16 protein-coding genes are annotated in these 21,849 nt (G+C 46.6%); 15 read left to right on the top strand and 1 reads right to left on the bottom strand.

What is annotated here, in order from left to right:
• Window positions 1-102 precede the first annotated feature (102 nt).
• Complete coding sequence (locus tag RZ44_RS05130) at window positions 103-1,365, top strand: DRTGG domain-containing protein (RefSeq protein WP_035811574.1); 1,263 nt, start codon at window positions 103-105, stop codon at window positions 1,363-1,365.
• A gap of 49 nt (window positions 1,366-1,414) precedes the next feature.
• Here RZ44_RS05130 and RZ44_RS05125 read toward each other — a convergent pair whose 3' ends face one another.
• Window positions 1,415-1,774, bottom strand: coding sequence for a YtpI family protein (locus RZ44_RS05125; protein ID WP_035809205.1), 360 nt, complete (start codon window positions 1,772-1,774; stop codon window positions 1,415-1,417).
• Between the two features lie 76 nt (window positions 1,775-1,850).
• Between RZ44_RS05125 and RZ44_RS05120 the strand changes: the two genes are divergently transcribed.
• The 14 genes from RZ44_RS05120 (at window position 1,851) to mutM (ending at window position 21,848) form a co-directional block, all read left to right on the top strand.
• On the top strand, window positions 1,851-2,807 hold the full coding sequence (locus RZ44_RS05120; protein ID WP_035809204.1) for a DHH family phosphoesterase: 957 nt from the start codon (window positions 1,851-1,853) through the stop codon (window positions 2,805-2,807).
• Between the two features lie 15 nt (window positions 2,808-2,822).
• Window positions 2,823-5,969, top strand: coding sequence for a DNA polymerase III subunit alpha (locus tag RZ44_RS05115; RefSeq protein WP_035809202.1), 3,147 nt, complete (start codon window positions 2,823-2,825; stop codon window positions 5,967-5,969).
• Between the two features lie 65 nt (window positions 5,970-6,034).
• Entirely contained in the window at window positions 6,035-7,273 is a 1,239-nt protein-coding gene (locus RZ44_RS05110; protein ID WP_269448299.1) for an NADP-dependent malic enzyme, read from the top strand.
• 3 nt (window positions 7,274-7,276) lie between these two features.
• Window positions 7,277-7,699 carry a FadR/GntR family transcriptional regulator gene (locus tag RZ44_RS05105; protein ID WP_035809199.1) on the top strand — a complete coding sequence of 141 codons (423 nt, stop codon included), beginning with the start codon at window positions 7,277-7,279 and terminating at the stop codon, window positions 7,697-7,699.
• Window positions 7,700-7,717: 18 nt separating this feature from the next.
• Window positions 7,718-8,569: an acetyl-CoA carboxylase, carboxyltransferase subunit beta gene (accD, locus tag RZ44_RS05100; protein WP_035809198.1), complete on the top strand. Its 852-nt coding sequence runs from the start codon at window positions 7,718-7,720 to the stop codon at window positions 8,567-8,569.
• A 2-nt stretch (window positions 8,570-8,571) separates the two neighbouring features.
• On the top strand, window positions 8,572-9,519 hold the full coding sequence (locus tag RZ44_RS05095; protein ID WP_035809197.1) for an acetyl-CoA carboxylase carboxyltransferase subunit alpha: 948 nt from the start codon (window positions 8,572-8,574) through the stop codon (window positions 9,517-9,519).
• Window positions 9,520-9,974: 455 nt separating this feature from the next.
• Window positions 9,975-10,934, top strand: a complete 960-nt coding sequence (gene pfkA / locus RZ44_RS05090; RefSeq protein ID WP_035809194.1) for a 6-phosphofructokinase — start codon at window positions 9,975-9,977, stop codon at window positions 10,932-10,934.
• Between the two features lie 13 nt (window positions 10,935-10,947).
• Complete coding sequence (pyk, locus tag RZ44_RS05085; RefSeq protein WP_035809192.1) at window positions 10,948-12,708, top strand: pyruvate kinase; 1,761 nt, start codon at window positions 10,948-10,950, stop codon at window positions 12,706-12,708.
• Window positions 12,709-12,726: 18 nt separating this feature from the next.
• Window positions 12,727-13,485 (top strand): hypothetical protein, encoded by a 759-nt coding sequence (locus tag RZ44_RS05080; protein ID WP_035809191.1) that lies wholly within the window; start codon window positions 12,727-12,729, stop codon window positions 13,483-13,485.
• Between the two features lie 647 nt (window positions 13,486-14,132).
• On the top strand, window positions 14,133-15,248 hold the full coding sequence (locus RZ44_RS05075) for a citrate synthase (protein ID WP_035809190.1): 1,116 nt from the start codon (window positions 14,133-14,135) through the stop codon (window positions 15,246-15,248).
• A 32-nt stretch (window positions 15,249-15,280) separates the two neighbouring features.
• A complete protein-coding gene (icd, locus tag RZ44_RS05070; RefSeq protein WP_035809189.1) occupies window positions 15,281-16,549 on the top strand; it encodes an NADP-dependent isocitrate dehydrogenase in 1,269 nt (422 codons plus the stop codon).
• A gap of 96 nt (window positions 16,550-16,645) precedes the next feature.
• The gene (locus tag RZ44_RS05065) at window positions 16,646-18,220 is read left to right on the top strand and encodes an AbgT family transporter (RefSeq protein WP_035809188.1); all 1,575 of its coding nucleotides are present in this window, start codon (window positions 16,646-16,648) and stop codon (window positions 18,218-18,220) included.
• Window positions 18,221-18,371: 151 nt separating this feature from the next.
• Complete coding sequence (polA, locus tag RZ44_RS05060; RefSeq protein ID WP_035809187.1) at window positions 18,372-20,975, top strand: DNA polymerase I; 2,604 nt, start codon at window positions 18,372-18,374, stop codon at window positions 20,973-20,975.
• A 9-nt stretch (window positions 20,976-20,984) separates the two neighbouring features.
• The gene (gene mutM, locus RZ44_RS05055) at window positions 20,985-21,848 is read left to right on the top strand and encodes a bifunctional DNA-formamidopyrimidine glycosylase/DNA-(apurinic or apyrimidinic site) lyase (RefSeq protein WP_035809186.1); all 864 of its coding nucleotides are present in this window, start codon (window positions 20,985-20,987) and stop codon (window positions 21,846-21,848) included.
• Window position 21,849 lies beyond the last annotated feature (1 nt).

The raw sequence follows: 21,849 nt of genomic DNA, 5'->3' as shown, positions 1-21,849 counted from the left end.
ATGGAAACTCCTCACTCTGCGGAGTTTCCATTTTTCTTTTATAAACATCAATTATTCGTGCTATGATAAATTTAACTGGAAATATAGAAATTGGGTGAAGACATGTCGAAACACGAAGATATTTTAAAATACATAAGAGGTTTAAGAGAAGGCAGCAGTCTGTCCGTCAGACAGATTTCAGGATATATGGGTGTGTCACTCGGCACGAGTTACCGCGCAATTAAACAGGCGGAGCAGGACGGTCTCGTTAAGACGATTGAACGCGTCGGCACGTTCCGTATCGTGCAGCGCGAAGTAAAAAGCCACGGTAAAATAATGTTCAGAGAAGTAAACCGCGTCATTCAGGGGACTGTACTGGCAGGGGACAACTATCTCGATAAAGAAATCTCACGAATATTGATCGGGGCTATGCAGACGGACGATCTCGTGAAATATTTGGAGCCGAACGGCCTGTTAATCGTCGGTAACAGAGAAAAGTCACAGCGGAAGGCGCTGGAAAACGGTGTCGGCCTGCTTATTACCGGCGGATTCGGCACAGGTGAGGAAATTTTGAAACTCGCAAAAGAAAAGCAGCTGCCTGTCATTTCGACGACACACGATTCATTTACATGTGCATCGATTATTCACCGGGAAGTATACAGCCTGTCGCTGTCGCAAAATATTGTGACCGCGGGCAGCCTGATGGTGAAGCAGGAACAGTATACGATTGATATTAACGACCTAGGCACCGAAATTCATCCGGAAGATAAAAATATGATTCTGTTAAACGGCAACCGTTTCGTCGGGGCAATCCGCTCAAAGTATCTGGATGAAATGACAAAGGATAATTACACATCGTACCTGCTGCCGGATTACAGCGCAGAAGAAGATACGACGCTTCTGTCGCTCCGCCAGATAATGAGCTGGCACCAGCTTAATATTATTCCGGTTGTGGAATCCGGTGACTACCGCGGCATCGTTCACCGCAGGGAAGTATTTAAAAATATCTCTTCCAGAAACTTAAAGTCCGGCATGTCGACGGATCAGCTGATCGACCGTGAAATTAAAATCGACAGCAATAAGATTAATATAAGGGTAATGCCGTTTATGGCCGATGAATTCGGTTCATTATCACAGGCAAACTTTATGAGACTCGCCGAACGCCTGATTCTCGTCGTGCTGCAGGAAAACCACATTCACAGTTACCATATCGACACGTACAACATCATGAACTTTAAAATTGTGCAGCTCTATCAGGAAATTGAGCTGACAGGTGAAATCATCGACAGGGGCGAGCAGTTTATCCGCCTTGAAATTGTACTGAACGTACAGGGAACGGCGTACTCGAAAGCGACGTTTATGATTCAGCACTTCAACGAAAAGTAAAAAACCATCCTGCTGTATATTTACAGCAGGATGGTTTTCTTATGTAATGTCAGCGTGTTTTACGCTTGGATTTTTTCGCTTCGAATTCCTGCCATGCCTGTTCCTCAATCGGCAGATTGCCTTTGAAGTACTTTCTCGCTTTATTAAAGTGGTAAGTCTGATAGCCGCCGAGAAGGACGAACAGACCGCCGATAATATAAGCGACAAGAGTGTGGAACTGGATCATAGTGTTTAAACCGAAAGCGACGAGAAACAGACCGAGCCATATTCTCGCAATACTGTCATAATACGCAGCTCTGACATCGCGGACTGTGCGGATTTTTCTTACTTTGTAAACTACAAACAGCAGGAAAGTGACGAAAATTGCGGTGACAAGAAATGACACGGCAAACGTGTATAAGAATTCCATACGTTACAACTCCAATCTCTTATGTAGTATAATTGATTGAAGAATGTAAGTAAATTAATATTGAGGAGTTTCGCCATTGTTTAATAAATTAACCGGACATTTAAAAGACTTAAAGACATATGCCAGCGACGTACTTGAACTGATTGAATCTCACGAGGAGATCGTCATTTTAAGACACCAGAAACCGGATCCCGACGCATACGGGGCACAGCTTGGTCTCCGTGCGTATTTACGAAATAAGTATCCGGATAAAAAAATCGCGGCACTCGGTCACGAAGAACCGTCACTCAGCTTTTTAGGCGAAATGGACCGCGTGTCGACGATCGAGCGTCCGCTCGTAATCGTCGTGGATACAGGCAATCAGGAACGTATCGACGGCACGCTCGAGTACGCGGAGAAAGTCGTTAAAATCGACCATCACCCGAACGTGGAACAGTACGGTGACGTATCGATTGTTGAAACGGAAGTGTCGTCAGCGAGCGAGCTTATTTATCTGTTAATCGGCATGTGGGACAGCTCGGCGATGAACGACGAGGCCGCAGCGCTGTTTTATATGGGAATTGTCGGCGACACAGGGCGCTTCCTGTACAACAATACGAGTCAGCTGACACACGCGGTGGCATCGAAGTTGAAAGAATATCACTTCGATGCAGCGGACTTAAATAATCAGATGCATAAATCATCGAGAAATAAATTTAAATACAAAGGCTACTTAATTCATAACGCAGTCTTTACGGATTCAGGCATCGCATACGTATACGTGCCGAAATCGGTCATGGCGGATTATGAACTGAGCGTCAGCGAAGCGGGTCTTGACGTCAATATCTTCAGGGAAATTGAAGATGTGAAAGTGTGGTTTATCGCGCTGGAAGGCGACGGTGAAATCCGCGTCAGACTCCGTTCGAAAGAAGTGGTCATCAACGACGTTGCAGCGATGTTTGACGGCGGGGGCCATCCGCTCGCGTCCGGTGTCCGCGTAAAAGACATGGATATGCTTGATGAACTGATTGAAAAAATAGAAGAAAAACTGTAACGAGTAGGTGTATAAATGCTTAATTTAAATGTGCACAGCTCATTTGATTTTTTAAATTCAAATATTACGCTGGAACGGTTATGCGACAGGCTGAAAAGCGACGGCCAGAACGCCGTGGCAGTGACGGACTTAAACCGTATGCACGCCGTTTACCGTCTGATGGCACTGGCGCCGGAATACGGCATTAAACCGGTGCCGGGCATGGAAATTATTATCGAAGACGGCATGAACGGCGTGCCGCTCGTACTGCTTGCGAAAAATCATCAGGGCTACCTTGAACTCGTACGGACGAGCGCGATGCTGTCGTACAGAAGTCTGACGCGCACGCCGCTGAAATTCGTGCAGGATACAGTGAAAAACTGTATCGCCATCGGTAAAACGTCCGATGCTCCGGACATTCTTGCAGCGCTGAATATCCCTGAGGATGATAAATACCTGTCACATGACACGGACGGCGCATACGAAAAAGTATTTATAAAAGCCGCGCATTACGTAAATCCAGACGAGCGCGGTTCATTAAAGGTGCTCAATGCCATTCGCGATAATCAGAAACTCAGCATCGACAGTGTGCAGAATCTGCACGGCGATGCGTGTATTCAGACACGGAATATGGTGCCGGAATCGGCATTGGAATATCTGAGCAACAACGAAGTGGTTATTAATAAGTGCAGCGTGCCGGTTCCGTCGGTGCAGCACACGCTGCCGAAGTTTAAAAATCCGGAGAATATCAGTTCGAAGGACTACTTATGGCAGCTGTTAATGGAACGCATTGAAGCGCGTCAGTTTAATGCACCGGCTGATTATATGGAACGGCTGAAATTCGAATACGGCATTATTACGAACATGGGCTTTGAGGATTATTTCCTGATTGTTCAGGACCTCGTCAATTATGCCAAGTCCAGCGGCATATACGTCGGACCGGGCAGGGGATCGTCCAGTGCGAGTCTCGTATCGTACCTGTTGAATATTACGGAAGTCGATCCTCTCGAATATAATTTGCTGTTTGAGCGTTTCCTGAACCCGGAACGTATCAGCATGCCGGATATCGATATCGACTTTGAAGATTCAAGGCGCGACGAAGTTGTTGAGTATTTAATTAAACAGTACGGCGATATGCAGGTGGCGAACATTATTACATACGGAACGCTGAGCGCCAAAATGGCCGCGCGCGATGTGGGGCGGGTCTTCGGGTTTACAGACGACGAATTGAAGCTCCTGTCAAACCTCGTTCCGGATGAAGTCAATGCGACGCTGTCGGATGCATTTAATACGAAGCGCTTTAAGACGCTGCTTGAAGCCGACGACAAGTATAAAACGTTTATGGATATCACCTTGAAAATTGAAGGGCTGCCGCGCCATACGTCAACGCACGCGGCGGGACTTCTGTTAAGCAGCGAAACGCTTACGAACAGCGTGCCTGTTATTTTCTCAGAAGACCATGTGATGAGCCAGTGGCCGATGAAAGACGTTGAAGCGGCCGGGCTGTTAAAAATTGACCTGCTCGGGCTGAAAAACCTGTCGCTGATCCGCTACATGGTGCAGAGTATCAGACGGATAGACAAAAGCTTTTCACTCGAACGCATTACAGAAGATAAACGCGTCTATAAGATGCTGTCAAAAGGACTGACGCTCGGTATATTCCAGCTCGAGTCGGCAGGAATCAGACGTGTGATTGAGAAGTTTGAACCCGAAAGCCTGAAAGATCTGGCAGCGGTACTTGCGCTGTACCGTCCGGGACCGATGAAAGAAATCGACAACTTTATATACAGAAAAGAACATCCGGAAACGATTCGCTATCCGCATCCGGATCTCGAAGGAATATTAAAAGAAACATTCGGCGTTATCGTGTACCAGGAACAGATTATGCAGATTGCCGGTAAAATTGCCGGCTTCAGTTACGGTGAAGCGGACATTCTGCGCCGCGCCATGGGTAAAAAAGATCGTGCGGCACTGACGAACGAACGCCAGCACTTTATAGACGGCGCCGTAAAGAAAAATTATACGGCGGAGCTCGCTGAAAACATCTTCGACCTGATTATGGAATTCGCTGACTACGGTTTCGTTAAAAGTCACGCGGTGGCATACGGTAAAGTGGCTTACACGATGGCCTTTATGAAACTGCATTACCCCGCACATTTTTACGCGGTTATTTTAACGCATCACAGAAGTAACGATGAAAAAATCAGCCAGCTCCTGAGCGAGCTGAAGATGATGCGCATTCCGCTCCGTGCACCGGATATTAATACGTCGGTCTGGCAGAACTCACAGGATGAGGGCATCCGTCTCGGCTTCTCTATGGTAAACAATGTCTCAAAACCGCTGTACGATGCAATTATAGAGGCGCGTAAACTGGAAGGACCGTTTAAGGACATCTACGATCTCGTCTCCCGTACCGATTTTAAGTTCAACGAGAAGATTTTGCGCAGTCTGATTATTTCAGGTGCGCTCGACAGCTTTAAGGAAAACAGAAAAACGATGCTGCAGACCATTCCCGATATATTATCGACGGTGAGCGACGGTTATCAGCACGACTCGTTTTTAAGCTCCCTCGGTTTTAATCTTAAAAAGGAATACCGTCACGCCGATGAAATGGATGGCACCGACAGGATTGAAGGGGAGAAGGAGGCGCTCGGGTTTTATATTTCGACGCATCCCGTATTGTTAAAACATCAGGAACTCGAGTTCATTCCGTTTTCGCTCATTCATCATAAGCGGAAACACGGCACGTATCTGCTTCACATAGAAGATTTCCGCACGATTAAAGTGAAGAAGACCGGCCAGAACATGGCTTTTCTGACATTGAGTGACGGGCATTCCAATATCGACGGCGTGCTGTTCGCAAAAGAGTATTTTAAATATCACCCCATGTTAAAAGAATCGATTGTGGCAGCAGAAGCGACTTACGGCATGCGGGAAGGCAGGCCTCAGCTCGTTATCGACCGTCTGTACAAGCCGGAAGACTATGTCAGTGCGTACATTGAAAAGACACAGAAAATATATATCAGAGATGTGGACATCGATGAAATTTACGAACTCCTTTCAGACAGCGGCGTGCCGGTTCACGATTTCAACACGAAGCAGATCGCCGGTTTTATTAAAATCAGCGAAATCGGGACACTGATATCGAAAATCCATGTTGAAAATATCAGGTTAATTGTGTAAATCTGTTGTAAATTAAAAAATATAATGATAATATACCGTGGTATGACCACTAATAGGAGGAACTGATTTTGTCTTTAAAAAGCGATGCATTAGAACTGCACAAAGAAAACCAGGGAAAGCTTTCCGTAAATTCGAAAGTAGTATTAAAAGATAAAGAAGCGCTCAGCCTTGCATACTCTCCGGGAGTTGCTGAGCCGTGTAAAGAAATTTATGAGGACGAACGCAAAATATTTGATTATACAATTAAAGGCAATACTGTCGGTGTAGTGACTGATGGTTCGGCTGTACTCGGGCTCGGCAACATCGGTGCTGCAGCAAGTCTGCCGGTTATGGAAGGCAAGAGCGCACTGCTGAAAAGTTTCGCAGGCGTGGATTCATTCCCGATCGCTTTAAAAACAAATGATGTCGATGAAATCGTCAATACAGTTAAATTGATGACTCCTGTTTTCGGCGGAATTAATCTTGAGGATATTTCGGCGCCGAGATGTTTTGAAATTGAAGAAAGACTAAAAAAAGAAACCGACATTCCGGTCTTCCACGATGACCAGCACGGTACGGCTATCGTGACGCTTGCCGGTCTGATTAATGCAGTGAAATTAACGGGCAAAACTTTATCAGCTGTAAAAGTCGTACTGAACGGTGCGGGTGCAGCAGGTGTTGCAATCGTTAAACTGCTTCACAGCTTCGGCGTGAAAGATATGATTATGTGCGATTCGCGCGGTGCGATTTACGAAGGACGCGCGGCGGGCATGAACGCGATTAAGGAAGAAGTTGCCAAATTTACGAATATCGATAATAAGGCAGGCAGCCTGAAGGACGTTCTTGAAGGTGCCGATGTGTTTATCGGTGTATCGGTTGAAAATGCGGTGACTGAAGACATGGTCCGTTCGATGAATGAAGATCCGATCATTTTCGCGATGGCTAACCCGACGCCTGAAATTATGCCGGACACAGCAATCGCTGCCGGTGCGAAAGTTGTCGGCACGGGCCGCAGCGATTTCCCGAACCAGGTCAACAACGTACTTGCGTTCCCGGGGATTTTCAGAGGTGCGCTTGACGTTCAGTCGACACACATCAATGAAGAGATGAAAAAGGCGGCGGTACTCGCAATAGCTGAGATCGTTACACAAGATGAGCTCGATGCCGAATACGTTATTCCGGATGCGTTCCATCCGGAAGTGGCCCCGACTGTTGCAGAACGCGTTGCGGAAGCGGCGATGAGCACAGGTGTGGCACGCAGAAAGGTAGAGCCCGGATATGTATATGACAAAACTAAAAGACTAATAAGCGAATTGAACGGATAAGCCATGGAAAATAAAAAAGGTCTTCAAACGATACTTGAAGAAATTAATAAAATTATCCAGGACCAGAATATCGGTATCGGCGAAAAAATTCCGAGCGAACGCTACTTGAAAGAACGTCTTAATGTCAGCAGGCAGAGTGTGAGGGAAGCGCTCCGGGCGCTCGAACTCATCGGTGTGATATACGTCAAGCGCGGTGAAGGTACATACCTTGCGAACATTGACAGCCACCAGCTCTATACATTGATAGCAAAATACCTGCTCCGTACAGACAAACAATACGAAGAGTTAATTGAACTGATGCATATGATCGATTATTACTACGAGCATAAATTCGACGGAATGCAGACTGTCGAATCAGGTGATAACCAGGTCGTGCAGCGGATTTACAAACTGCTGAAAAAATATGCGGACGGATACGAACATTAACTTTTATGGGGTGTAAAAATGTTAAAAGATATATTTTTTAAGTTGAATAAAAAAGCAAGTGATGAAAAATCAGAGAGCGGGACTGAAAAACAGGAAACGATTATGACGAAGTGCCCGAGCTGTAAAAAGATACTTTACTCGAAAGATCTGCACAAACGTCTGAACGTCTGCTCAAACTGCGACCATCACATGCCGATTATAAGCACGGACCGCATGGATGCACTGCTCGATATCGACAGCGGCACGGAACTGTTTACAAGTGTGACATCTGTAAACCCGCTGAACTTCCCGAACTACGAAGAGAAGCTTAAATCCGATAAGGAAAAGACGGGCCTTGAAGAGGCGCTGATTGTCTCACATGGTAAAATAATGGGCAATGAAGCAGTCGTTGCAATTATGGACCCGAGATTCCGTATGGGAAGCATGGGTTCGGCACTGGGTGAAAAACTCGCACGTACGTTCCAGTATGCGACAGAACACCGTCTGCCGGTTATCGTCTTCACAGCAAGCGGCGGTGCCCGCATGCAGGAAGGGATTTTATCGTTAATGCAGATGGCAAAAGTCAGCGTGGCAATCGAAAGACACAGCAAAGCGGGATTATTATATATCGCGTACATGACAAACCCGACGACAGGCGGGGTATCCGCATCATTCGCCTCTGTCGGTGATATTAACCTGGCTGAAACAGGCGCGTTAATCGGGTTTGCCGGACGCCGCGTCATCGAAGAAACAATTAAGGAAAAACTGCCGGATGATTTCCAGACGGCGGAATTTTTACTCAAGCACGGGCAGCTTGATGATGTCGTCAACAGAGTGAACATGAAACGCTATTTAGGCACGATTTTAAAGATGCATAAAGAGGTTGTGTAATTATGGTATTTGAATTTGAAAAACCGGTTACTGAACTGGAAAATAAAATTAAAGAGCTTGAAAAATATGCCCATAAAAACAAGCTGGATCTGACGACTGAAATCAGCTTTCTGGAGAGAAAAGTGAAGGATAAAAAAGAAGAAGTATACTCACAACTGACACCGTGGCAGCGTGTGGAAATTGCACGCTACATAAAACGCCCGACTTCAAAAGAATATATCGCAGCTTTATTCGATGAGTTTATCGAGTTTAAAGGCGACCGTGCATACTCGGACGATAATGCAATTATCGGCGGCATCGCGATGTTCCGCGGCCGTCCGGTGACTGTTATCGGCAACCAGCGCGGGATGGATACGAAAGACAACATCGCGCGCAACTTCGGTATGGCGCACCCTGACGGCTACAGAAAAGCACTGCGTCTGATGAAACAGGCGGAAAAATTCAACCGTCCGGTAATATGCTTTATCGATACGAAAGGTGCATACCCCGGTAAAGCGGCGGAAGAACGCGGTCAGAGTGAATCGATCGCCCGCAACCTTGTTGAAATGGCAGGGCTCACTGTGCCTGTAATCAGCATCGTTATCGGTGAAGGCGGTTCAGGCGGCGCGCTCGCACTCGGCGTATGCAACAAACTTTATATGCTTGAAAACGCAACTTACTCGGTCATTTCACCGGAAGGCGCGGCAAGTATACTGTTTAAAGATGCTTCGCTGAAAGAAATTGCAGCGGAATCGCTGAAAATTACGGCGGCGGACCTGCTGGAACTCGGTGTGAGCGACGGCACAATCGTTGAGCCGGCCGGAGGCGCACACCACGATAAGACATTCGTCTTTAACGAAACCGATAAAGTGCTTCAGGACGCACTGGCGGAACTCGTGCCGATGGACGGCGACGCACTTGTCGATCAGCGTTATGACAAATACATGGCGATCGGCCAGTTTAGTGAATAATCGTATTATGAAACGCACCGGCCCGTATGGAGGCGGGTGCGTTTTTTGGGTTTTGGTTTAGTTTTTTGGTTTAGTAAGCATGGTGTGTCTGTGAGCGTGGTTCATTGTCACAGTAGAGGCGTTAGTGTGCCAAAGAGCGTGGTTCATTGTCACAGTAGAGGCGTTAGTGTGCCAAAGAGCGCGGTTCATTGTCACAGTAGAGGCGTTAGTGTGGCAAAGAGCGCGGTTCATTGTCACAGTAGAGGCGTTAGTGTGCCAAAGAGCGCGGTTCATTGTCACAGTAGAGGCGTTAGTGTGGCAAAGAGAGAATTCCATGTACCCGCGAGCCCGTTTATCAATCTTAATTTCTCACCGTACAGCCGCATGCAGAATTAGTCATTTTTCCCCGTCAAATAGATAGACCGTCAAACCATTATTATGCTATGTTTAAATGGACTAATAGGTGGGTGATGGACATGAGGAAAATAGCGGTTTTAACCAGCGGCGGTGATGCGCCCGGAATGAATGCTGCGGTGCGTGCGGTTGTGCGTAAAGCGATTCATGACGGCATGGAAGTGTACGGCGTAAGCCACGGCTACAATGGTTTAATTAATAACGACATTAAAAAGATGGATCTTGGCGATGTCGGTGATATGATCCACCGCGGCGGAACGTTTCTGTATTCCGCGCGCTGTGAAGAGTTCAGAACAGAGGAAGGCCGTCAGCGCGCGGCTGACAATTTAAAGGCGCTCGGCATTGAGGGTCTCGTCGTTATTGGCGGTGACGGCACGTATATGGGCGCCGGCGAGCTCAGCAGACTCGGTGTGAAAACTGTCGGTGTGCCGGCGACGATAGACAACGATATTGTCGGCACCGATGTTACGATCGGCTACGATACTGCGCTCAACACAATCGTCGATATGATCGACCGCATCCGCGACACGGCAACGAGTCACGAGCGGACGTTTATCATCGAAGTGATGGGCCGGGATTCAGGCGAACTTGCACTGAATGCAGGACTCGCTGCCGGTGCGGAAACTATTTTTATTCCTGAACGGAATACGAAGATGGAAGATGTTGCCGAACGTATTCAGGCGGGGCTTGACCGGGGCAAGAAGCATTCCCTTATTGTGGTGGCCGAAGGGGTTATGTCTGCAGAATACTGTAGCAATGAACTGGCAAAGTATATTAATATAGAGACAAGAATCAGTGTTCTTGGTCATATTCAGCGCGGCGGCAAACCGAGCGCTTCTGACAGAGTGCTCGGCTCGAGGCTCGGTGCGTATGCAGTGAATCTGCTGCAGGACGGCCGTTCGGGTGTCGGTGCCGGTATTTCCAAGAATGAATTAACAGCTACAGACTTTACGTACGTACGTGTACACGATAAACAATATGACAACAGTATTTACCTGCTTTCAAAAGAGCTTTCAATTTAGGAGGAACAGAAGAATGAGAAATACAAAGATTGTATGTACAATAGGACCGGCTTCAGAATCGGAAGAGATACTGGAAAAACTGATGATGGCGGGCATGAACGTTGCGCGTTTAAACTTTTCACACGGTGACCACGCGGAACATCAGGCGCGTATCGACGCAATCAGAAAAGTTTCGGAGCGTTTAGGCAAAACAGTTGGTATTCTGCTGGATACAAAAGGGCCTGAAATCAGAACCCACTCTATGGAAGACGGTCAGGTTGAACTTGTCCGCGGCCAGCAGATTGAAGTGTCGATGACTGAAGTGCTTGGTAACAAAGACCGCTTTTCGGTGTCTTATACGGGGCTGATCGACGACGTTGAGCCGGGAGACTTTATTCTTCTGGATGATGGTCTTGTGGAACTGGAAATCGATGAACTGAACAAGGACACGGGCATCATTACGACGACGGTGAAAAACAACGGTCTTCTGAAGAATAAAAAAGGCGTAAACGTGCCGGGTGTCAGCGTTAAGCTTCCAGGTTTAACTGATAAAGATAAAGATGACGTCAGGTTCGGTATCGAGCAGGGTGTGGACTTTATCGCGGCAAGTTTCGTGAGACGTGCCGAGGATGTTCTTGAAATCAGGGAACTGCTCGAAGCACACGAAGGCGAATATATTAAAATCATTCCTAAAATTGAAAACCAGGAAGGTATCGACAACATCGATGATATCCTGAAAATTTCCGACGGCCTGATGGTTGCCCGCGGGGACCTTGGTGTGGAAGTGGCACCGGAAACAGTGCCGATGATGCAGAAAGAATTAATCAGAAAATGTAACCTGCTTGGTAAACCGGTTATTACTGCAACGCAGATGCTGGATTCCATGCAGACGAACCCGAGATGTACGCGTGCCGAAGCGAGTGACGTGGCGAACGCAATCTACGACGGTACCGACGCGGTTATGCTGAGCGGTGAAACTGCTGCGGGAGCATATCCGGTTGAAGCGGTTCAGACGATGGCGAAAATCGCAGTGTCGGCTGAAGAAGCCCAGGACTACAAGAAATTATTATCGGACAGAACGAAATCGACACAGACGAATATGGTAACTGCAATCGGTGTATCTGTGGCACATACTGCGCTGAACCTACAGTGTAAAGCAATCGTTGCAGCTACAGAAAGCGGACATACTGCGAGAATGATCGCGAAATACCGTCCGCACGCAAATATCGTAGCGGTAACGCCTTACGGTCACGTTGCACGTCAGCTTAACCTTGTCTGGGGCGTGAATCCAATCGTCAAGGCAGCAGAGAGAGATACGGATGAGCTGTTAAATACTTCGGTTATGGCGACGCTTGAAAAAGGGTATGCCAATGAAGGTGACTTGATTATTATAACTGCAGGTGTACCGGCGGGCCGCGCAGGTACGACGAACTTAATGAAGCTGCACGTTGTCGGGGATACTTTAATTAAAGCACAGGGTATCGGCAGCAAAACTGCGGTAGGCGAAGTCGTGACTGCTAAAAACTATGAAGAACTTCAGGGCAAAGATACGACGGATAAAATCGTCGTTGTCCAGTCAGTTGACGCACTGATGACACCGCTGTTAATTAAAGCAGCAGGACTGATCACTGTAGAAGGCGGACTGACAAGCCAGGGTGCAATCGTCGGATTAAACCTGGAACTCCCGACAATCGTCGGTGCACAAGAAGCGCTTGAAGTGCTGAAAGACAACATGCTCATCACAATCGACAGTGAGCAGAGCGTCGTATACAGCGGACATGCGCACGTGCTATAAAGATTTGAGGTGTGTTGGATGAAAAAAACGCTCGCTGCATTATTCGGAAGTATATTAATTTTATCAGCATGCTCCGACAGTTCTGAAGAACCCGCATCGGAAGAAAACGGGACAGAAGAAGCGGCTGAAGAAAATACGGCAGAAACCGCAGGTGAAAACCAGGGCGGCAACAGCGACATAGCGTCATCGGAATTAATCGACAATGCTGTCGCGAACAGTGAAGGTATTTCGAATTACGTCGCCCAGCAGTCGTTAAATATAACAGGTGCGGATGACGAAAGTACGATTCGTACAATTATGACATTCGGCGGACAGAACGAATTTAAACTGTCCGTCAACGACAATGGCAACATTGTCACTCACTATATCGTTGAAGGCGGTCACTTTATGTACGCCGATAACGAGATTGTTGAGACCGAAGAAACAGTGGATATCAAAGGCAGCGACTACGAGACGATCGTGGCTTCACTTGAAAACTATCCTGAAGGCGAAGTCAGCGAACTCGAAGAAGGCTATGCCATAACGATAAACGTTAAAGACACGTCAGCGTTAAGCGGACTTGCAGATGAGGAAACGCTCAAACAGCTCGAAGCGGCCGACAGTGTCAACGGTACAATTCAGCTTTATTTCGATGCGGAATATACATTTACCGGATCCGAACTGACAGCAGACGTTGACAGCGGTGGTGAGCAGCTTGCGATCCACTCGACAGTCGACTACACAAACATCGATGATGTTGAAATGATTGAAAAGCCGCGCGATATGCCGGAAGAATAAAATAATAATATTAGTGCGGATGAACTCCCCCGGGACTGCTTTAATGCGGTTTTGGGGGGAGTTTTTTTGTTTGTGGACCGGATTGTGGACTGGTTTGTGCTGGTCGGGATGTATGTGTTGGGGCGGGTGGAGGTTTGGTTTACAACGGTCGTCCACCGTTGTGAACCGGTGGTGCTCGAATGACAACGTGCGTCCGCCGTTGTAAACCGGTGGTGTTTGAATGACAACGGTCGTCCACCGTTGTGAACCGGTGGTGCTGGAATGACAACGGTGGTTCGCCGTTGTGAACCGGTGGTGTTCGAATGACAACGTGCGTCCGCCGTTGTGAACCGGGAGGGCTCGAATGACAACGTGCGTCCGCCGTTGTAAACCGGACACACTCGAATGACAACACCAATCCGCCGTTGTAATCCAACCCCTCCCATACAATTAACTTTAACTTATGTTATGATATAAGATAATTAACTGATTCTTATTATGCGCGTGAAATCCAGTTAATTCATACCAGAATACAGCAGTATCAAAGGTTGGGCTTACATTATGTATTCTTATTCACAAAGAACGCGCTCACGTAAGGGTAAACATATTTGTGACAATTTTGTTATACTTGGTTTAAAGATTCTGATACATAACTAGGAGGGGGATTTATGACTGGAAACAGCGGTTTAGAAGGTGTAGTAATTGGGGAATCAAGAATCAGCTCAATTATTGGCACACAGCTGACTTATTGCGGTTATGAAATTGACGATTTAGCGGAAAACGCTGAATTCGAAGAAGTTGTATTTTTATTATGGCACGACCATCTGCCAAATAAAGAGGAGTTAAAAGCATTTAAACAGGAGCTTTATGATCACGCGTTCCTGACTGATGATGCTAAAAATTTCTACAAAACTTTTGTGGACAAATCAGTTCATCCGATGAGCGCACTGCGTACTGCGGTGTCACTGCTTGCACATACGGATGACACGGCTGAAGAGCAGTCTGAGGAAGCGACACTGCGTAAAGCAATCCGCATTCAGGCGAAGATTCCTTCAATCGTAGCGGCAATCGCACGTACCCGTCAGGGCAAAGAAGTAATCGACCCGAATCCGGAGTTCGGTTACGCTAAAAACTTCCTTTACATGATGAATGGTGAAGAGCCGACGGACGTTCAGGTTGAAGCGATGAACACGGCGCTTGTTTTACATGCCGACCACGAAATCAACGCATCAACATTTGCTGCACGTGTTATCGTAGCGACTTTATCTGATGTATATTCGGGAGTTACCGGTGCGATCGGTGCGCTTAAGGGGCCGTTACACGGCGGAGCGAACGAGAAGGTTATGGCAATGCTTGAGGAAATCGGTTCTCTTGAGAATGTCGACAGCTACATGCAGAAAAAATTCGACAACAAAGAAAAAATTATGGGAATCGGGCACAGAGTTTATAAAGAAGGGGACCCGCGCGCGAAGTATCTTGAAGATATGGCACGCCGCCTGACTGAGGAAAACGGTCAGCCTGAACTTTATGAAATGTCAGTGAAAATTGCACAGATTGTAGAAGAAGAGAAAGGCTTACTGCCTAACGTTGACTTCTTCAGTGCTTCGGTTTACCATTCACTTGGAATCGAGCATGAATTATTCACGCCGATCTTCGCAGTCAGCAGAACATCGGGCTGGATTGCACACATCTTTGAGCAGTTTGAAAATAACAGACTGATCAGACCGCGTGCGGAGTACAACGGCCACACGAACATGAAATACGAACCAATCGAAAACAGATAATTTTTTAAAATATTCAACGGGGGTTTTTACAAATGGCAGGAGAAAAAATTCAAACTAAAGACGGCGTACTGAACGTACCCAACAATCCGGTTATTCCTTTTATCGAAGGTGACGGAATTGGTCCGGATATCTGGGCAGCAGCGAGCAGAGTTATCGATGCAGCTGTAGAGAAAGCTTACAACGGCGAAAAGAAAATCGACTGGCTTGAAGTATACGCGGGTCAGAAAGCATTCGACAAAACAGGCGAATGGCTTCCGCAGGATACGCTTGATAAAATCGAAGAGTATTTAATCGCTATTAAAGGTCCTTTAACTACGCCGATCGGCGGCGGTTTCCGTTCATTAAACGTTACACTGCGCCAGGAATTAGACCTTTTCGCGTGCTTACGTCCTGTAAGACACTACGCAGGTGTACCTTCACCGGTTAAACACCCTGAGCACTGTGACATGCAGATTTTCAGAGAGAACACTGAGGATATCTACGCGGGTATCGAATTTAACGAAGGCACGCCTGAAGTTAAAAAAGTTGTAGATTTCCTGCAGGATGAAATGGGCGTTAAAAACATCCGTTTCCCTGAGTCATCTTCAATCGCTATCAAACCTGTATCTAAAGAAGGTACTGAGCGTTTAGTGCGTTCAGCGATCAACTATGCGATCGAGCACAACAAAGCGTCAGTGACTTTAGTACACAAAGGTAACATTATGAAATTCACAGAAGGCGGCTTCAAGAAGTGGGGCTATGAATTAGCGCGCAACGAATTCGCTGACAAGACTTTCACATGGGCTGAATACGATGAAATCGTTGAAAAAGACGGTAAAGAGAAAGCTGATGCAGCACAGGATAAAGCTGTAGCTGACGGCAAGATCATCATCAAAGACTCTATTGCGGACATCTTCCTGCAGCAGATTCTTACACGTCCGAAAGAGTTCGACGTTGTTGCAACGATGAACTTAAACGGTGACTACATCAGTGATGCTTTAGCAGCACAGGTTGGCGGAATCGGTATTGCACCGGGTGCGAACATCAACTACGAAACAGGTCACGCTATCTTTGAAGCAACTCACGGTACTGCACCGAAGTATGCCGGACAGGATAAAGTTAACCCTTCATCTGTATTACTTTCAGGCGTATTAATGCTTGAACACCTTGGATGGCAGGAAGCTGCCGACCTTGTGAACGGCGCAATTGAAAACACAATATCGAAAAAAGTCGTAACATATGACTTCGCACGTCTGATGGACGGTGCTACAGAAGTTAAATGTTCTGAGTTTGGTGACGCATTAATCGAAAATATGCAATAATTCAGATTGTAATCTGATTAATTAAATATTATAATAGAAAAAGTCGCTCAAATTGAGCGGCTTTTAATTTTGTACATATTGTTGGAGGTATAAGCTGTGGACGAGAGTAAAAAGAAACATGGATTGTTTCAGAGATTTTTAGACTTTGTAGAATGGCTGGGTAACAAACTGCCGCACCCGGTTACGCTTTTTGCAATTCTGGCGGTACTTACTTTAGTTTTTTCATCAATTTTCGGAATACTTGGAATAACGGTAACGCATCCAGGTGAAGGAAATGAAGAAGTTGCAGTTAAAAACTTATTAAATGCCGAAGGTATTAGTTATATATTTGAAAGTATGACGGATAACTTCATCAACTTCGCACCGTTAGGCGTTGTACTGTTAACGATGCTCGGTATCGGGGTTGCGGAGCGTTCCGGTTTAATCGGCGCTGCTTTGAAAGCGTTTGTACTGGCAATTCCTAAAAACCTGATCACTGCAGGTCTTGTATTTGCAGGGATTATGTCATCAGTGGCATCTGATGCCGGCTATGTAGTATTACCGCCGCTTGGTGCACTGTTATACCTGGCACTTGGCAGACACCCGCTTGCGGGTCTTGCTGCAGCATTCGCAGGTGTATCTGCAGGATTCTCAGCGAACCTGCTCTTAAGCGGAACAGATGTAATGCTTGCTGAACTTACAGCAGCAGGTGCGACGTTAATCGACCCTGCATATGCAGAATCAATTAACGTGGCAATGAACTGGTACTTTATCGCGGTAAGTGTATTCTTACTGACGTTTGTCGGCTGGTTCGTTTCTGCTAAAATCGTTGAACCGCGTTTAGGTTCATTTACGATGTCGAAAGAACAGGAAGAAGACTTATCAGGTGAAGATGTTGAAGGCATTCAAACACTTCAGCCGGTTGAGAAAAAAGGTCTTATTCTGGCATTTATTTCAGTAATTGTCGGCTTAATACTTGCAGCACTGTTAGTCGTACTGCCGAACTCGCCGATGCGCGGATCTGACGAACTCGGTTCATACATGGACACGATTGTTCAGTCGCCGTTCATGAGTTCATTAGTACCGATTATTGCAATTCTGTTCTTTATCCCGGGTGTAGTTTACGGTATCGTAACGAAATCCATTAAAAATGATAAAGACGTTGCAGGACAGATGTCTGACACGATGGCTTCAATGGGAATGTTTATCGTTCTGGCATTCGCAGCAGGTCAGTTCGTTGCGTACTTCACTGAATCAAACCTTGGTCTTGTAATCGGGGTTTACGGTGCACAGCTGCTTGACAGCATGAGCTTAACGGGCGTACCGCTCTTAATCGGCTTTATGCTTGTGACGGCACTGATTAACCTGTTCATCGGAAGTGCGAGTGCGAAGTGGGCATTAATGGCTCCGATTTTCGTACCGATTCTGATGCAGCTTGGTTACTCACCGGAGCTGACGACAATGGCTTACCGTGTCGCGGATTCAAGTACGAACATCATTACACCGTTAATGACTTACTTTGCAATCATCATTGCATTTGCGCAGAAATACGATAAAAACATCGGTATCGGTACACTGATTTCAGTAATGCTGCCGTACTCGATCTGTTTCTTTTTCTTCTGGGCTGTAATGCTGATTATCTGGAGCCTGCTCGGATTACCGTTAGGTCCGGATTCACCGGTACATTACTAAAATACAAAAACATATTTGGACACCTGACTTCAAACGAAGTCAGGTGTCTTTTTTGCGGATGATCGGCACCGGTGACAGTAGTTTTTTAATTGGCTAATATACGCATGAACTGTATAATTTAAAGTAAGTATGAACACTTAAGGAGATTGTTATGGCTAAGTTAATTCTCATGGATGGAAACAGTATCGCATTCCGCGCGTTTTACGGACTGCCGCTGTTAACAAATCAGAGCGGGCTGCATACGAATGCGATTTTCGGATACGCACGCCTGTTGGAAAAAGTAATTAAAGAAGAACAGCCCGATTATTTTTTAGTGGCGTTTGACGCGGGTAAATCGACGTTCAGACATAAGCAGTACACAGAATATAAAGGCGGCAGACAGAAAACTCCGCCGGAGCTCGGGGAGCAGTTCGCACCGATCAGAAAGCTGATCGATGCATACGGCATTAAACGTTTCGAGCACGAAGACTACGAGGCCGATGACATTATCGGCACATGGACGAAACTTGCCGATGAAGAGAAGTTCGAAACGATCGTTATTACAGGCGACAAGGACTTAACGCAGCTGGCAAGTGAACATACGAAAGTCTACATTACGAAAAAAGGTGTCACGGATATTGAAGTGTTTACACCTGAACATGTGGCGGAAGTTTACGACGGTCTCGTTCCGAACCAGATTATCGACTTAAAAGGTCTGATGGGCGACAAATCGGATAACATTCCGGGTGTGCCCGGTGTCGGCGAGAAAACGGCGGTTAAATTATTAAAAGAATACGGCAGTGTCGAGAACGTGCTCGGCAGTCTCGATAAGATTACCGCGAAAAAATTAAACGAGAACTTAACGAACAATCAGGAGATTGCGTTGATGAGTAAAGATCTCGCAACAATTTACCGGGATATGACGTTTGATTTTAAACTGGAAGAGCTGAAATTTAACAACGAAGATTCAGAAGAGAAGTACGAGCTGTTTAAAGAGCTTGAGTTCAATTCGCTGCTCGACAATATGGAAGCGGCGGAAGTTGACGAAGTCGCTTCGTTTACAGCGGAGCGTACGGACACCCTGAACGACTTAGGGGACGATATCAGCATATATCTGGAAGTGCACGATGACAACTACTTAAAAGCGAAGCCGGAGTTTATCGGTATTGCAGATAAAGATTTTGTGCTGGTAAAAGAAGCAGCGGAATTTGATGCAGACGAACTCAGCCAGTTTTTAAACACGCGCGGCAACGTAACGACGTACGATCTGAAGCGCCAGGTGGCATTGTTAAACCATCTGAACGTCGAGTTCGACGGCTTTAATGAAGACATTATGCTCGGCAGTTTCCTGTTAAACCCGTCTAAGAAAATTATCGATGTGGCGGAAACCGCAGCCGACTTTAACGTGTCTATCAACAGTGATGATTTCCATTACGGCAAAGGGCGTAACAGGAAAGATCCTTCAGCTGACGAGACGAAAGACTTCGTAGCCGATAAAGTCCAGGCGATTGAAAAAGTCGCCGGACCTGTGGCGGACAAACTGCGCGCGGATGAAATGTACGATTTATGGCATGACCTGGAAATTCCATTATCGAAAGTGCTCGTCCAGATGGAACTTAAAGGCATTAAAATTAAAACAGAGCGTCTGAAAGAGATGGAAGAGGAATTGAGCGGACGCCTAACAGAAATCGAAGAGAAGATTTACGGCATGGCCGGTGAAGAATTCAATATCAATTCACCGAAGCAGCTCGGTGTCATTTTATTTGAAAAGCTTGAACTGCCCGTCATTAAAAAGACGAAGACAGGGTACTCCACAGCGGTCGATGTGCTCGAACAGCTGGAAGACAAGCACGAGATTATAGAACACATTTTAACGTACCGTACAATCAGCAAACTGCAGTCGACGTATGTCATCGGCCTGCAGGGTGAAGTGACTGAAGATTCGCGTATTCATACGCGCTTTAACCAGACACTCGCTCAGACGGGACGTTTATCAAGTGTGGAACCGAATCTGCAGAACATCCCGATTCGCCTTGAAGAAGGGCGTAAAATCCGTCAGGCGTTCGTGCCGTCAAAAGAAGGAAATGTGCTGCTCGGACTGGATTATTCGCAAATTGAACTGCGCGTACTCGCAGCGATTACGAAAGATGAATCGATGCTCGAAGCGTTTACGAACGATATCGACATTCACACGAAGACGGCGATGGAAGTGTACGGTGTTGCACTCGATGAGGTGACGCCGTTAATGCGTCGTAACGCCAAGGCGGTTAACTTCGGAATCGTTTACGGCATCAGTGATTACGGACTCAGCCAAAACCTCGGCATTACGCGTAAGGAAGCCGGTCAGTTTATCGACACGTATCTCGAATCATTTAAAGAAGTGAAACAGTTTATGCATGATATCGTGCAGGATGCGAAACGCGACGGTTATGTGACGACACTGCTGCACCGCCGCCGTTACGTGCCGGACGTAAACAGCAGAAACTTTAACGCGCGTTCGTTCGCGGAACGCACAGCGATGAACTCGCCGATTCAGGGGAGTGCTGCTGATATAATCAAACTCGCGATGGTCAAATACGCGAACAGCGAAGAAGCACAGAAATTCAATGCAGAATTATTATTACAGATCCACGATGAGCTCATCTTTGATATTCCGGAAAGTGAAGTGGAAGCATTCATTCCGGTTATTAAAGATATTATGGAAAACGCCATAGACATCGACGTACCGCTGAAAGTAGACGCAGGGTACGGTACGGACTGGTATGAAGTGAAGTAGGTGGAATAAATGCCGGAACTGCCGGAGGTAGAACTCGTTAAGCGCGAACTCACGCCCGTAATCAATTTAAAGATTACGGACGTCGAGCTGTCGCAGCACATATATAACGGGCATAAAACAAATAAACGAACAATTGTAAAAGACGATCTCGACGCATTTAAGGAGATCGTAACCGGCAAGACGATTACACATATCGGACGCCGCGGGAAGTATTTATATTTCCTGATCAACGATGAATATAAAACGACGCATCTCGTCAGCCATCTCGGCATGTCGGGGGCGTACTTTATCGTGAATAATTTCGATGATATTAAAGAGCATAACTTCAGAAAACACTGGCAGGTGATTTTCTCATTCGATAACGGGCAGAAACTCGTCTATTCGGATATCCGACGGTTCGGTGAAATGCATACGCATGAAAGCCTGCATGATTTCCCGCCGTTTGCGCGTATGGCGCCGGAGTATACGGATGAGCTGAGCTTCGCTCATTACATGAAGATGCTCCGGACGAAAAAGTACGAAGAGAAAGCAGTTAAAGTCGCGATTATGGACGGGGAGGTCATTCCGGGCGTCGGTAATATTTACGCTGTGGAAGCACTGTACCTTGCACATATTCTGCCGGCGAGAAAAGTTAAAAACGTGTCTGATAAACGTCTCCGTGAACTGTTCGACCGGATTACGGAAGTGTTCGAACTGTCGTTATCACACGGCGGCTCGACAATTTCCGACTACCGGAGCGTCACGGGCGGCAAGGGCGAAATGCAGAACAGCTTTAACGTGTACCAGCGGAAGGAATGTCCGCTCGGGCACGAGCTGAAAACGAAAGTAATCAGTACGCGCAATACATTTTATTGCACAACATGCCAGAGGTGAT

It is taken from the genome of Jeotgalicoccus saudimassiliensis, assembly GCF_000756715.1.
Classification (GTDB): Bacteria; Bacillota; Bacilli; order Staphylococcales; family Salinicoccaceae; genus Jeotgalicoccus; species Jeotgalicoccus saudimassiliensis.
This window is presented reverse-complemented; position numbering and strand designations above follow the sequence as displayed.